8 protein-coding genes, 2 tRNA genes and 3 rRNA genes are annotated in these 15,282 nt (G+C 53.5%); 2 read left to right on the forward strand and 11 right to left on the reverse strand.

Annotated features, from left to right (window positions below; genetic code table 11):
• Positions 1-33 precede the first annotated feature (33 nt).
• From rrf to pepQ, 9 genes are all read right to left on the reverse strand, one after another.
• Positions 34-149: ribosomal RNA gene (rrf, locus tag HV243_RS24005) — 5S ribosomal RNA — on the reverse strand.
• Between the two features lie 96 nt (positions 150-245).
• Positions 246-3,152 (reverse strand): 23S ribosomal RNA (locus HV243_RS24010).
• 208 nt (positions 3,153-3,360) lie between these two features.
• Positions 3,361-3,436 (reverse strand) — tRNA-Ala (locus HV243_RS24015).
• A 108-nt stretch (positions 3,437-3,544) separates the two neighbouring features.
• A tRNA-Ile gene (locus HV243_RS24020) sits at positions 3,545-3,621 on the reverse strand.
• Between the two features lie 71 nt (positions 3,622-3,692).
• Positions 3,693-5,234: ribosomal RNA gene (locus HV243_RS24025) — 16S ribosomal RNA — on the reverse strand.
• Together the 16S, 23S and 5S rRNA genes with 2 tRNA genes alongside form the textbook arrangement of a ribosomal RNA operon.
• A gap of 374 nt (positions 5,235-5,608) precedes the next feature.
• Positions 5,609-6,154 carry a menaquinone-dependent protoporphyrinogen IX dehydrogenase gene (gene hemG, locus HV243_RS24030; protein ID WP_016155152.1) on the reverse strand — a complete coding sequence of 182 codons (546 nt, stop codon included), beginning with the start codon at positions 6,152-6,154 and terminating at the stop codon, positions 5,609-5,611.
• 11 nt (positions 6,155-6,165) lie between these two features.
• Positions 6,166-7,617 carry a Trk system potassium transporter TrkH gene (trkH, locus tag HV243_RS24035; protein WP_003017848.1) on the reverse strand — a complete coding sequence of 484 codons (1,452 nt, stop codon included), beginning with the start codon at positions 7,615-7,617 and terminating at the stop codon, positions 6,166-6,168.
• A 38-nt stretch (positions 7,618-7,655) separates the two neighbouring features.
• On the reverse strand, positions 7,656-8,270 hold the full coding sequence (locus HV243_RS24040) for an IMPACT family protein (RefSeq protein ID WP_053389019.1): 615 nt from the start codon (positions 8,268-8,270) through the stop codon (positions 7,656-7,658).
• Positions 8,270-9,601 (reverse strand): Xaa-Pro dipeptidase, encoded by a 1,332-nt coding sequence (gene pepQ / locus HV243_RS24045; protein ID WP_016155150.1) that lies wholly within the window; start codon positions 9,599-9,601, stop codon positions 8,270-8,272. The genes HV243_RS24040 and pepQ overlap by 1 nt, the downstream gene beginning before the upstream one ends.
• A 189-nt stretch (positions 9,602-9,790) precedes the next feature.
• On the opposite strand from pepQ, the gene fadB reads away from it, so the two are divergent.
• The gene (gene fadB, locus HV243_RS24050) at positions 9,791-11,980 is read left to right on the forward strand and encodes a fatty acid oxidation complex subunit alpha FadB (RefSeq protein ID WP_047416480.1); all 2,190 of its coding nucleotides are present in this window, start codon (positions 9,791-9,793) and stop codon (positions 11,978-11,980) included.
• A gap of 9 nt (positions 11,981-11,989) precedes the next feature.
• Entirely contained in the window at positions 11,990-13,153 is a 1,164-nt protein-coding gene (gene fadA, locus HV243_RS24055; protein WP_016155148.1) for an acetyl-CoA C-acyltransferase FadA, read from the forward strand.
• 213 nt (positions 13,154-13,366) lie between these two features.
• Here fadA and HV243_RS24060 read toward each other — a convergent pair whose 3' ends face one another.
• Both HV243_RS24060 and HV243_RS24065 read right to left on the reverse strand, forming a co-directional pair.
• A complete protein-coding gene (locus HV243_RS24060) occupies positions 13,367-14,347 on the reverse strand; it encodes a LacI family DNA-binding transcriptional regulator (RefSeq protein ID WP_053389018.1) in 981 nt (326 codons plus the stop codon).
• A 7-nt stretch (positions 14,348-14,354) separates the two neighbouring features.
• Positions 14,355-15,269 (reverse strand): ROK family protein, encoded by a 915-nt coding sequence (locus tag HV243_RS24065; RefSeq protein ID WP_053389017.1) that lies wholly within the window; start codon positions 15,267-15,269, stop codon positions 14,355-14,357.
• Positions 15,270-15,282: the final 13 nt, after the last annotated feature.

Here is a 15,282-nt window from a genome sequence, read left to right on the forward strand (position 1 = left end):
ATCCGGCAGGATGGGCTTCTTCACTTATTTAATGCCTGGCAGTTCCCTACTCTCGCATGGGGAGACCCCACACTACCATCGGCGCTACGGCGTTTCACTTCTGAGTTCGGCATGGGGTCAGGTGGGACCACCGCGCTACAGCCGCCAGGCAAATTCTGTTTATCAACACGCTTTTCGCATGTCGATGTAATCTGTAATCAAGCTGAATTTCGATGTCTCTTTCGCCAAAACATCTTCGGCGTTGTAAGGTTAAGCCTCACGGTTCATTAGTATCGGTTAGCTCAACGTATCGCTACGCTTACACACCCGACCTATCAACGTCGTCGTCTTCAACGTTCCTTCAGGACCCTTAAAGGGTCAGGGAGAACTCATCTCGGGGCAAGTTTCGTGCTTAGATGCTTTCAGCACTTATCTCTTCCGCATTTAGCTACCGGGCAATGCCATTGGCATGACAACCCGAACACCAGTGATGCGTCCACTCCGGTCCTCTCGTACTAGGAGCAGCCCCCCTCAATTCTCCAGCGCCCACGGCAGATAGGGACCGAACTGTCTCACGACGTTCTAAACCCAGCTCGCGTACCACTTTAAATGGCGAACAGCCATACCCTTGGGACCTACTTCAGCCCCAGGATGTGATGAGCCGACATCGAGGTGCCAAACACCGCCGTCGATATGAACTCTTGGGCGGTATCAGCCTGTTATCCCCGGAGTACCTTTTATCCGTTGAGCGATGGCCCTTCCATTCAGAACCACCGGATCACTAAGACCTGCTTTCGCACCTGCTCGAGCCGTCACTCTCGCAGTCAAGCTAGCTTATGCCTTTGCACTAACCTCCTGATGTCCGACCAGGATTAGCTAACCTTCGTGCTCCTCCGTTACTCTTTAGGAGGAGACCGCCCCAGTCAAACTACCCACCAGACACTGTCCGCAACCCGGATCACGGGTCTACGTTAGAACACCAGCCATTAAAGGGTGGTATTTCAAGGTTGGCTCCATGCAGACTGGCGTCCACACTTCAAAGCCTCCCACCTATCCTACACATCAAGGACCAGTGTTCAGTGTCAAGCTATAGTAAAGGTTCACGGGGTCTTTCCGTCTTGCCGCGGGTACACTGCATCTTCACAGCGAGTTCAATTTCACTGAGTCTCGGGTGGAGACAGCCTGGCCATCATTACGCCATTCGTGCAGGTCGGAACTTACCCGACAAGGAATTTCGCTACCTTAGGACCGTTATAGTTACGGCCGCCGTTTACCGGGGCTTCGATCAAGAGCTTCTCCTTACGGATAACCCCATCAATTAACCTTCCGGCACCGGGCAGGCGTCACACCGTATACGTCCACTTTCGTGTTTGCACAGTGCTGTGTTTTTAATAAACAGTTGCAGCCAGCTGGTATCTTCGACTGATTTCAGCTCCATGAGTAAATCACTTCACCTACATATCAGCGTGCCTTCTCCCGAAGTTACGGCACCATTTTGCCTAGTTCCTTCACCCGAGTTCTCTCAAGCGCCTTGGTATTCTCTACCTGACCACCTGTGTCGGTTTGGGGTACGATTTTGTGTTACCTGATGCTTAGAGGCTTTTCCTGGAAGCAGGGCATTTGTTACTTCAGCACCGTAGTGCCTCGTCATCACACCTCAGCGTTAACAAGACTCCGGATTTACCTGGAATCTCCGCCTACATGCTTAAACCGGGACAACCGTCGCCCGGCTAACATAGCCTTCTCCGTCCCCCCCTCGCAGTAACACCAAGTACAGGAATATTAACCTGTTTCCCATCGACTACGCCTTTCGGCCTCGCCTTAGGGGTCGACTCACCCTGCCCCGATTAACGTTGGACAGGAACCCTTGGTCTTCCGGCGTGCGGGTTTTTCACCCGCATTATCGTTACTTATGTCAGCATTCGCACTTCTGATACCTCCAGCATGCCTCACAGCACACCTTCAACGGCTTACAGAACGCTCCCCTACCCAACAACACATAGTGTCGCTGCCGCAGCTTCGGTGCATGGTTTAGCCCCGTTACATCTTCCGCGCAGGCCGACTCGACCAGTGAGCTATTACGCTTTCTTTAAATGATGGCTGCTTCTAAGCCAACATCCTGGCTGTCTGTGCCTTCCCACATCGTTTCCCACTTAACCATGACTTTGGGACCTTAGCTGGCGGTCTGGGTTGTTTCCCTCTTCACGACGGACGTTAGCACCCGCCGTGTGTCTCCCGTGATAACATTCTTCGGTATTCGCAGTTTGCATCGGGTTGGTAAGTCGGGATGACCCCCTAGCCGAAACAGTGCTCTACCCCCGAAGATGAGTTCACGAGGCGCTACCTAAATAGCTTTCGGGGAGAACCAGCTATCTCCCGGTTTGATTGGCCTTTCACCCCCAGCCACAAGTCATCCGCTAATTTTTCAACATTAGTCGGTTCGGTCCTCCAGTTAGTGTTACCCAACCTTCAACCTGCCCATGGCTAGATCACCGGGTTTCGGGTCTATACCCTGCAACTTAACGCCCAGTTAAGACTCGGTTTCCCTTCGGCTCCCCTATTCGGTTAACCTTGCTACAGAATATAAGTCGCTGACCCATTATACAAAAGGTACGCAGTCACCCCATAAAGAGGCTCCCACTGCTTGTACGTACACGGTTTCAGGTTCTTTTTCACTCCCCTCGCCGGGGTTCTTTTCGCCTTTCCCTCACGGTACTGGTTCACTATCGGTCAGTCAGGAGTATTTAGCCTTGGAGGATGGTCCCCCCATATTCAGACAGGATACCACGTGTCCCGCCCTACTCTTCGAGTTCACAACACATGCACTTTTGTGTACGGGGCTATCACCCTGTATCGCCGGACTTTCCAGACCGTTCCACTACCACACATGCTGATTCAGACTCTGGGCTGCTCCCCGTTCGCTCGCCGCTACTGGGGGAATCTCGGTTGATTTCTTTTCCTCGGGGTACTTAGATGTTTCAGTTCCCCCGGTTCGCTTCATTACGCTATGTATTCACGTAATGATAGTGTGACGAATCACACTGGGTTTCCCCATTCGGAAATCGCCGGTTATAACGGTTCATATCACCTTACCGACGCTTATCGCAGATTAGCACGTCCTTCATCGCCTCTGACTGCCAGGGCATCCACCGTGTACGCTTAGTCGCTTAACCTCACAACCCGAAGATGTTTCGTAAAACACTTCAGTGTTGCGAAAATTTGAGAGACTCGAACACACCGCTTTTCATTTCTTGTTTACGGAGAAATGAAACAGTGTGTCGTTTCAATTTTCAGCTTGATCCAGATTTTTAAAGAGCAAAACTTCGCAGTGAACCTTTTCAGGTACACTCTGAAGTTTTCTTGTTTTTTTGCAGTAAGGGATGGTGGAGCTATGCGGGATCGAACCGCAGACCTCCTGCGTGCAAGGCAGGCGCTCTCCCAGCTGAGCTATAACCCCATCGTAAATGCTAATCTCTGTACCCTAATTCGTTTCCGGGCAAGGCGCGGTGGTGCGAAGCATACTGAAGTATGCGAGCATCGCCGTAACACAGCACGGAGGCGAATTTGGTAGGCCTGAGTGGACTTGAACCACCGACCTCACCCTTATCAGGGGTGCGCTCTAACCACCTGAGCTACAAGCCTGCAGAGATTTTCTTACTGCTAATTTTCATCAGACAATCTGTGTGAGCACTACAAAGAACGTTTCTTTAAGGTAAGGAGGTGATCCAACCGCAGGTTCCCCTACGGTTACCTTGTTACGACTTCACCCCAGTCATGAATCACAAAGTGGTAAGCGCCCTCCCGAAGGTTAAGCTACCTACTTCTTTTGCAACCCACTCCCATGGTGTGACGGGCGGTGTGTACAAGGCCCGGGAACGTATTCACCGTGGCATTCTGATCCACGATTACTAGCGATTCCGACTTCATGGAGTCGAGTTGCAGACTCCAATCCGGACTACGACATACTTTATGAGGTCCGCTTGCTCTCGCGAGGTCGCTTCTCTTTGTATATGCCATTGTAGCACGTGTGTAGCCCTACTCGTAAGGGCCATGATGACTTGACGTCATCCCCACCTTCCTCCAGTTTATCACTGGCAGTCTCCTTTGAGTTCCCGGCCGGACCGCTGGCAACAAAGGATAAGGGTTGCGCTCGTTGCGGGACTTAACCCAACATTTCACAACACGAGCTGACGACAGCCATGCAGCACCTGTCTCACGGTTCCCGAAGGCACCAAGGCATCTCTGCCAAGTTCCGTGGATGTCAAGAGTAGGTAAGGTTCTTCGCGTTGCATCGAATTAAACCACATGCTCCACCGCTTGTGCGGGCCCCCGTCAATTCATTTGAGTTTTAACCTTGCGGCCGTACTCCCCAGGCGGTCGACTTAACGCGTTAGCTCCGGAAGCCACGCCTCAAGGGCACAACCTCCAAGTCGACATCGTTTACGGCGTGGACTACCAGGGTATCTAATCCTGTTTGCTCCCCACGCTTTCGCACCTGAGCGTCAGTCTTTGTCCAGGGGGCCGCCTTCGCCACCGGTATTCCTCCAGATCTCTACGCATTTCACCGCTACACCTGGAATTCTACCCCCCTCTACAAGACTCTAGCCTGCCAGTTTCGGATGCAGTTCCCAGGTTGAGCCCGGGGATTTCACATCCGACTTGACAGACCGCCTGCGTGCGCTTTACGCCCAGTAATTCCGATTAACGCTTGCACCCTCCGTATTACCGCGGCTGCTGGCACGGAGTTAGCCGGTGCTTCTTCTGCGAGTAACGTCAATTGCTGCGGTTATTAACCACAACACCTTCCTCCTCGCTGAAAGTACTTTACAACCCGAAGGCCTTCTTCATACACGCGGCATGGCTGCATCAGGCTTGCGCCCATTGTGCAATATTCCCCACTGCTGCCTCCCGTAGGAGTCTGGACCGTGTCTCAGTTCCAGTGTGGCTGGTCATCCTCTCAGACCAGCTAGGGATCGTCGCCTAGGTGAGCCGTTACCCCACCTACTAGCTAATCCCATCTGGGCACATCCGATGGCAAGAGGCCCGAAGGTCCCCCTCTTTGGTCTTGCGACGTTATGCGGTATTAGCTACCGTTTCCAGTAGTTATCCCCCTCCATCGGGCAGTTTCCCAGACATTACTCACCCGTCCGCCACTCGTCACCCAAGGAGCAAGCTCCTCTGTGCTACCGTTCGACTTGCATGTGTTAGGCCTGCCGCCAGCGTTCAATCTGAGCCATGATCAAACTCTTCAATTTAAGTTTGATGCTCGTGAATTAAACTTCGTAATGAATTACGTGTTCACTCAGAGACTTGGTATTCATTTTTCGTCTTGCGACGTTAAGAATCCGTATCTTCGAGTGCCCACACAGATTGTCTGATAAATTGTTAAAGAGCAGTTGCGACGCGCTTTAGCGCTCTGTCGCGAGGTCCCGTATATTACGTTTTCCTCATTCAGAGTCAAGCATTTATTTTTGCTTTTCTCTGCGAGATCCTCAGTGGAACCCCGCTGACCCGGCGGCGTGCAATCCGTTGTTCCGTGTCAGTGGAGGCGCATTATAGGGAGTTATTTCAGGCTGACAAGGGGAAATTTAAAATAATCTTCCGAGTGCGTATTTTTTATTCTTTGTGCTTATTTTGACAACGTTTTGTGGGTTAATTGGGCGATTTCCCGCGCGAAATCCGCGACCTGTTCCCAATCGGTATACACCACTTCTTTATTGGTATCTGTTTCACCGCCTGACATCTTCATTATCAGTTGGATCATAACGCGGTCATACCAGCGATAGCGTGGATACAGCAAAGCGCCAGCAATAACCGCACTGCGATCAGGCCGCCACGGCGAACTCATCAGGAACTTACGCGCATAGCTGTTAGTTTGCGGCGTGCGTTTCTCCGGTTTACGGGCAACCAGGTTTACGGAGTAGAAGGCACTCGGCATCGCGTTCAGCCGCGTGGCATGCTTTTTCACAAACTCCTGAAAAGCTGCATGGTAATGACCATAGCGAATCGAGGCGCCAATCACCACGCTGTCATAATTTTGCCAGTCAGGCTCCGCGGTACGATGCAAATTAACGACATCCGCCCAAACGCCCAGCTCTTTGAGTTCAGAAGCCAGATACTCGGCGATTTCACGCGTTTGTCCGTCCCGGGAAGAAAAAAGAATCAGTGTTTTCACGTGTTACTCCATTATTCACGCCAGAAAGTAGGGGTAAAGAGTACCAGCAGGGTAAAGACCTCCAGACGACCAAACAGCATATTGGCAATCAGGATCCACTTCGCCACGGGGTTCATACTGGCAAAGTTGTCGGCGACAACCCCCAGCCCTGGCCCCAGGTTATTCAGCGTCGCCACAACAGAGGCAAACGCGGAGAAGTCATCAACACCGGTCGCAATAATCGCCAGCATACTGATAATAAAGACCAGCGCATAGGCAGAGAAGAATCCCCACACAGCTTCAAGGATTCGCTCCGGCAAAGCACGGTTACCCAGCTTGATACTGTAAACCGCATTCGGGTGGACCAGTCGTTTCAATTCGCGGTTACCCTGCTTAAACAGCAACAGGATTCGAATCACCTTCAAGCCACCGCCCGTCGACCCGGCACAGCCGCCAATAAAAGCAGAACATAGCAACAGCACCGGCAGGAACAGCGGCCAGCGGGCAATACTGTCCGTAGTAAATCCGGCGGTCGTCGCCATCGATACCACCTGAAAAAAAGCCTGGTTGATGGTCGTGAGTGCCGAACCGTAGGTATTGTGTATCCACAGCACCAGCGTACAGACAGCCACCAGCGTAAGCTGCACCCCAATGAACATGCGGAATTCTGGATCGCGCCAGTAGACCTTCAGGCTGCGACCGCTGAGTAAAGAGAAGTGCAGACCATAGTTACAACCGGAGATCAGCAAGAAGATAGCAATAATGGTGTTAATCGTGGGACTGTCGAAATACCCCACGCTGGCATCGTGTGTGGAAAAGCCGCCGATGGCTATCGTAGCAAAGCTGTGCCCAATAGCGTCAAACGCGGGCATCCCGGCAAACCATAGCGCCAGCGCACACGCCACCGTCAGTAATACATAGATAAGCCACAGCGTTTTCGCCGTTTCGGCAATACGCGGACGCATTTTGTTATCTTTCAGCGGGCCCGGCATTTCTGCCCGGTAGAGCTGCATCCCACCGACGCCAAGAATAGGCAGAATAGCCACCGCCAGCACGATGATCCCCATCCCGCCGAACCATTGCAGCATCTGTCGATAAAAGAGGATAGCGTGTGGCAATGAATCCAGCCCCACCAGCGTTGTCGCCCCCGTGGTGGTTAATCCGGAGAAGGATTCAAAAAAAGCGTCGGTTATCGTGAGGTTAGGGCTTTCCGCAAAGATGAACGGTAGCGCACCCACGCTACCCAGCACGGTCCAGAACAAAACGACAATCAGAAACCCTTCGCGCGATTTCAGCTCGCCCTTCTCTTTACGGTTTGGCCACCACAGCATGGAGCCGATCGCCAGAGCAACGAAGAAAGTTTGAGTAAACGCACGCCCTGCCCCATCGCGGTAGATGAGCGCTACCAGTCCGGGGATAATCATTGTCCCCGAGAATAAGATGACCAGTAGTCCAACGATTCGGGTGATGGCGCGAAAATGCATCTCTGCCGCTTCCTTAGTTCTTTAAAATGAGGTGGGGATTATTCTTCAATCGCTAACAATTGCAATGAACCACGACTAAAATCCGCCAGTTTTGCCGAAAATTCATCCACTTTGGCATAAGGAAGCGCCACCCTGAGCCGAACAAAAGCCTGGTAATCACTGGCAACAACTTTACCGTCAAACTGCCACAGCAAAGCTTCAATGCCTGCCAGCTGACCGTACTCACACTGCAAAGTATATTCGGTTAATGGCGTCTTGCGCTGCGTCGTTAACTGGCGCAACGCCTGATTCACGCCGCCACCGTAGGCTTTCACTAGCCCACCCGTACCCAGAAGGATACCGCCGTAGTAGCGCACCACCACCGCGGTAATCTCACCGATGCCACTCCCCATCAGCTGCGCGAGCATCGGTTTGCCTGCCGTACCAGCCGGTTCGCCATCGTCTGAAAATCCCAGCTGCTGCGAGTCATTGGGCGCGCCCGCCACCCACGCCACACAATGGTGGCGGGCGTCCGGGTGTTCCATTTTGACTGACTCAACAAACGCTTTCGCCGCTTCTACGCCGTCCGTATGGGCGAGCAGCGTAATGAAGCGGCTTTTTTTGATCTCTTCAACGACGCAAACCGGCGCCGCAGGGATTAACCAACTGTCCATTACGCCAGTTTTAAATCCCGTGTCATGTTTTCGATATTGTTCTCGTGGACCACCACGTTATCTTCAATACGAATACCGCCGAACGGTTTCAGGGCTTCAATTTTCTGCCAGTTGAAGTGTTTGCTGAACTGCCCTTCACGCCACGGCGCCAGCAGCGATTCAATGAAGTAGATGCCCGGTTCGATGGTCAGGACCATGCCCGGTTGCAGAACGCGGGTGCAACGCAGGTAAGGATACTTCGACGGCGCGGCCAGATGCGTACCGCTGTCATCTTGCATAAAGCCAGCGACATCGTGTACCTGCAGGCCCAGCGGGTGACCAATACCATGCGGCATAAACGGCCCGGTAAGATCGTTTTCCACCATCGCCTCTTCACTCATATCGGTGATGATTTGATGCTTACGCAGCAGCTTCGCGATGCGCTGATGGAACTGAATGTGATAATCCACGTAGCTGGTGCCCGCTTTCATAGTGGCAATCAGCGCCAGTTGCTCGTCATTCACATCCTTCACCAGATGCGCATAGTCGTTGTCGCTTTTCGCCGACCACGTACGCGTCAGGTCTGCTGCATAGCCGTTGTATTCCGCACCGGCGTCCAGCAGGAAACTGCGGATTTCAGACGGAGCCTGATGATCCAGCCTGGTGTAATGCAGAACCGAAGCATGCTCGTTAAGCGCCACGATGTTGCTGTACGGCACGTCGGTGTCGCGATGACCGGTAGCAGTCAGGTAAGCGAGGTTGATGTCAAACTCGCTCATCCCGGAACGGAACGCTTCTTCCGCGGCACGGTGTCCATTCACCGCCATTTTCTGTGCTTCGCGCATACAGGCCAGTTCGTAATCTGTTTTGTAAGCACGATAATAATGTAGGTAGTCGATAACCCCTTTCGGGTTGATATTGCTGGCCGCGATGTCCAGCTGCAGCGCGCGTTCCGGAACCGGACCGATGTAACCGATATTGCCGCGAGCAGCAGGCAGTTGGCTACCGATACCATCAGCTTTTGGCAGCGCGATGATCTCAATTTCTTCCGTCCAGAAAGAGGTCGGCAGCGGCTCAACGTTGTGCCAGTAATCGACCGGCAGGTAGAACCACAATTTCGGCTTATTCACACCATCCACCAGCAACCAGCAGTTAGGAACCTGCGTTACAGGCACCCAGGCTTTGAATTGCGGATTGACCTTAAACGGATAGGGATGATCGTCGAGAAAGACGTTAACAAGTTCTCCTGAGTGAATAAGTAACGCATCCAGCTTGAAGCGCTCCAGCGCGTCGCGCGTCCGTTCTTGTAGGGTAACGATATGATTTTTATAGAGTGCGGCCAGTGATTCCATTTTCTATCCTTCTGTTTTTTTGACCTCAAGTGTCCGCATCTTAGCACATCGTTTTGTGAGTGCGTGATTTCTGCCGAGCGTGATCAAATCGTCATTTCTTTAATCATTCATTTGCATTTTTTTAACATAAAACACACACTTCGATTCATCTGGTATGACCAGATCACCTTGCGGATTCAGGAGACTGACATGCTTTACAAAGGCGACACCCTGTACCTCGACTGGCTGGAAGATGGCATCGCCGAACTGGTGTTCGATGCCCCAGGTTCAGTCAATAAACTCGACACGGCCACCGTTGCCAGCCTGGGCCATGCGCTTGACGTGCTGGAAAAACAACCGAATTTAAAAGGGCTGCTGCTGCGTTCTAACAAAGCAGCCTTTATTGTTGGTGCCGACATCACCGAATTCCTTTCACTGTTCCTCGTGCCTGAAGAGCAGTTGAGCCAGTGGCTGCATTTTGCCAACAGCGTCTTTAATCGCCTGGAAGATCTGCCTGTTCCGACTCTCTCAGCGGTTAACGGCTATGCGCTGGGCGGCGGCTGCGAGTGTGTCCTGGCGACCGATTATCGTCTGGCTACGCCGGACCTGCGCATCGGCCTGCCGGAAACCAAGCTGGGCATTATGCCAGGCTTTGGCGGCTCCGTGCGTATGCCACGTATGCTGGGTGCGGACAGCGCGCTGGAAATTATTGCTGCGGGTAAAGATGTGGGTGCTGAGCAGGCGCTAAAAATCGGTCTGGTCGATGGCGTAGTGAAGCAAGACAAACTGCTTGATGGCGCGATCGCGGTATTACGTCAGGCGATTAACGGCGACCTCGACTGGAAAGCCAAACGTCAGCCGAAGCTGGAGCCGTTGAAACTCAGCAAAATTGAAGCGGCAATGAGCTTTACCATCGCCAAAGGTATGGTGGCGCAGACGGCAGGTAAGCATTATCCCGCACCGATTACCGCGGTAAAAACCATTGAAGCAGCGGCCCGTTTTGGTCGTGAAGAAGCGCTGAATCTGGAAAATAAAAGCTTTGTTCCACTGGCGCACACCAATGAAGCCCGCGCACTGGTTGGAATTTTCCTTAACGATCAGTTCGTGAAAGCCAAAGCCAAAAAGCTCACCAAAAATGTTGAAGCGCCAAAGCAAGCGGCAGTGCTGGGCGCAGGCATTATGGGCGGCGGCATCGCTTACCAGTCGGCCTGGAAAGGCGTGCCGGTTGTCATGAAAGATATCAACGACAAATCATTAACGCTGGGTATGACCGAAGCGGCCAAGCTACTGAACAAACAGCTTGAGCGCGGCAAAATTGACGGTCTGAAAATGGCGGGCGTTATTTCCACCATTCATCCCACCCTCGACTATAGCGGTTTCGAACGCGTGGACGTGGTAGTTGAAGCGGTCGTAGAAAACCCAAAAGTGAAAAAAGCGGTACTGGCGGAAACCGAAGATCAGGTTCGCCCGGACACTGTACTGGCTTCGAATACTTCCACCATCCCAATCAACGAACTGGCCAGCGCGCTTAAGCGTCCGGAAAACTTCTGTGGGATGCACTTCTTTAACCCGGTGCACCGTATGCCGCTGGTTGAGATCATTCGCGGCGAGAAAAGCTCGGATGAAACCATCGCTAAGGTTGTCGCCTGGGCAAGCCAGATGGGCAAAACGCCGATTGTGGTTAATGACTGCCCTGGTTTCTTCGTTAACCGCGTGCTGTTCCCCTATTTTGCCGGTTTCAGTCAGTTGCTGCGCGACGGGGCGGATTTCCGCAAAGTCGACAAAGTGATGGAAAAACAGTTTGGTTGGCCGATGGGCCCGGCTTATCTGCTGGACGTGGTAGGTATTGATACCGCGCACCACGCGCAGGCGGTGATGTCCGCAGGCTTCCCTCAGCGTATGCAGAAAGATTATCGCGATGCGATAGACGCCCTGTTTGATGCTAACCGTTTCGGGCAGAAAAACGGTCTCGGATTCTGGCGTTATAAAGAAGACAACAAGGGCAAGCCGAAGAAAGAAGAAGATGCCACCGTTGACGATCTGCTGGCAGAGGTCAGCCAGCCGAAACGCGACTTCAGCGATGAAGAGATTATCGCCCGCATGATGATCCCTATGGTCAACGAAGTAGTGCGTTGCCTGGAAGAAGGCATTATTGCCAGCCCGGCAGAAGCCGATATGGCGCTGGTATACGGTCTGGGCTTCCCTCCGTTTCATGGCGGTGCGTTCCGCTGGCTGGATACGCTCGGCAGCGCGAAGTATCTCGATATGGCTCAGCAGTATCAGCACCTTGGTCCGCTGTATGAAGTTCCGGTCGGTCTGCGTGATAAAGCGCGCCATAACGAACCGTATTATCCCCAGGTTGAGCCAGCCCGCCCGGTTGGCAGCCTGAAAACGGCTTAAGGAGTCACAATGGAACAGGTTGTAATTGTTGATGCGATCCGTACCCCGATGGGCCGTTCGAAAGGGGGCGCGTTTCGGAACGTGCGGGCAGAAGATCTCTCTGCACATTTAATGCGTAGCCTGCTGGCGCGTAATCCGGCGCTGGAGCCAACCGCGCTTGATGACATTTACTGGGGCTGTGTGCAACAAACGCTGGAGCAGGGTTTCAATATCGCCCGTAATGCCGCGCTGCTAGCGGAAGTTCCGCACTCCGTTCCGGCCGTCACGGTCAATCGCCTGTGCGGTTCGTCCATGCAGGCGCTGCACGATGCGGCACGCATGATCATGACTGGTGATGCTCAGGCGTGCCTGATTGGCGGCGTTGAGCATATGGGCCATGTGCCAATGAGCCACGGCGTTGATTTCCACCCGGGTATGAGCCGCAACGTGGCGAAAGCCGCAGGGATGATGGGCCTGACCGCGGAAATGCTCTCCCGCATGCACGGCATCAGTCGTGAAATGCAGGACGCTTTCGCCGCACGTTCACACGCTCGCGCCTGGGCTGCAACACAGTCTGGCGCTTTTAAAAACGAAATCATCCCGACCGGCGGTCATGATGCCGACGGCGTGCTGAAGCAGTTTAACTACGATGAGGTTATCCGTCCGGAAACGACCGTTGAAGCGCTCTCCACCCTGCGCCCAGCGTTCGATCCGGTGAACGGAACGGTGACTGCCGGTACCTCCTCTGCACTCTCCGACGGCGCAGCGGCGATGCTGGTAATGAGCGAAAGCCGCGCCCGTCAACTGGGTCTGACGCCGCGTGCCCGTATTCGTTCGATGGCTGTTGTCGGCTGCGATCCGTCAATCATGGGTTACGGCCCGGTTCCGGCCTCAAAGCTGGCGCTGAAAAAAGCGGGACTCTCCACCAGCGACATCGGCTTGTTTGAGATGAACGAAGCCTTTGCCGCTCAGATCCTGCCGTGTATTAAAGATCTGGGGCTAATGGAGCAGATCGATGAGAAGATCAACCTCAACGGCGGGGCGATCGCCTTGGGTCACCCGCTGGGCTGTTCTGGGGCGCGTATCAGCACCACCCTGCTCAACCTGATGGAACGCAAAGACGTGCAGTTTGGTCTGGCGACGATGTGTATCGGGTTAGGTCAGGGTATCGCAACGGTATTTGAGCGAGTTTAATCAAAGCATGCCGGGGGCGCTTCGCTTGCCCGGCCTACGAAATGTTATCTCAAAGCCATTGGTGCCAGAACAAGGCGGCAAGCGAATGAATCCCGATGAGCTTACGTATAGTAAGTGATTCGGGTGAATGAGCGAAGCCAACACAGTTATGGTGCCAATGGCGAAGAGAGAAAGTTTAGTTGCCGTTCTTCCCGCCTGTCAGGGGCGGGTTTTTTATTTCCCTGAACTACCACGCACCACTAACTGCACCGGCAGCAGCAGATTCTCTTCCTGATTTTCTTCCAGCAGTAAACGCAGCGCTTCACGCCCCAGCTGTTTTTTATCAACCGCAATGGTAGTCAGCGGCGGATGTGACCAGGACGCAGCATCGATATCATCAAATCCCACCAGCGCAAGATCTTCCGGGATACGTATACCCTGCTGCGCACACACCTGCTGAACAACCATCGCTGCCGCGTCGTTATAGGCAAAAATGGCATCGGGCGGCTCTGGCAGTCTGAGTAGCTCATTAACCGCATCGACCAGAGATTGCTCGGTATCCAGCAGCGGCGGCGCAACGACGTCATACTCTGGCGGCATTAGCAAACGGGCTTCATACAATGCCTGACGGTAGCCCTTTTCACGCTGACGGATGCTGTAGTGCGCGAGCGTACTGGCAAGAAAAGCAATGCGGCTGCGGCCTTGCGCAATCAGATGTTGCGTGGCCAGATAGCCGCCCAGGGTATTGTCAGGATTCACGCAAGGCAGTCCTGGCGCCCAGAGATCCACCAGCACCAGCGGCAATTTCATCTGTTGTAGCAGCCCAAGCAACTCAGGTTCAAAAAATCCCGCGCAGATCAGCGCATCAGGCTGGTGCAGCATCACCTGCTCACTCACTGCATCGCCTGGACCTATAGAGAGAAAGCTCAGCGCAACCCCCTTTTCGCGACACAGATCTTCTATCCCCAGCAGCAGCTGAGAGTAAAACGGTAAAGCCCGGCTGATATTGTGCTGGCGATGCAGTAAAAACAGGACACGTTTGATTTTGTCTACGCGCAGGCGTGAAAAATCATAACCCTGCTGCTGCGCCACTGAAATAATGCGCTGCCGGGTCTCTTCACGCAGCCCCGGTTGCCCTTTTAGCGCGCGGGAAACAGCGCCAACCGAGACGCCACAAGCGTCGGCAATGTCTCTGATACGTACAGGTTTCGTCATTTCAGTCTCATGGATTTACTGTGGCTTGTTGCGCCCCCAGCCAGGCTGCGCCGCGTACGCCGCTGCTGTCGCCGTGGCGGGCCTGAACGATCGGTGTGCGGCACTGTTTACCAAACACGTACTGCGCCACTCGCGCCTGTAAGCCTGAGTACAGTAAATCGATATTGGATACCCCGCCCCCCAGCACGATAACATCGGGATCGAGCATATTTACCACACTCGCCAACGCGCGAGCCAGTTGATCGCAATAGCGTTCCCATAACAAACAGGCGTCTGCATCACCCGATGCTACCCGTTGCATAATTTGTGGCACACCCATATGTTGCGCGGTGTGATTCATATACTGGCGCTCCAGGCCACTACCCGAAATAAAGCTCTCAATACAGTTCAACTGTCCGCAATAGCATGTCACTTCAGCCCCGTCCCGAGATCCGCGGTAGCGCGGCAAGGCATTATGCCCCCACTCTCCGGCACAGGCGTTAGGGCCGGAGATCAACCGGTTCTCGATGCATAGACCACCGCCGCATCCGGTACCGAGGATCACGCCAAATACCACGCTATGCCCACGCCCACTACCGTCCATCGCTTCTGACAGGGTAAAGCAGTTGGCATCATTGGTAACGGGCACTGGCATTCCTAATGCACGCTCGAGATCTTGCGCAAAGGCCTGCTGATTCAGCACCAGAATGTTGGAATTCTTAATCAAACCTTCGCTATCCACCGCACCTGGCACCCCGACGCCAACCGATAAAGGCTGATTAATGGCCTGCATAGCCCTGGCTATCATCTCCGTCACGGCTTGGAAAAAATCACCGTAACGCTGCTTTGGTGTCGCACATCGTTCGCGGTAAACAATTTCACCCGCGTTATCAATCACCACCGCTTCGATTTTAGTCCCGCCGATATCCAGTCCGAGCCTCATGGTTTTTCCTCGT

Origin of the sequence: Citrobacter sp. RHBSTW-00599, assembly GCF_013784065.1 — a bacterium.
GTDB lineage: Bacteria > Pseudomonadota > Gammaproteobacteria > Enterobacterales > Enterobacteriaceae > Citrobacter > Citrobacter braakii.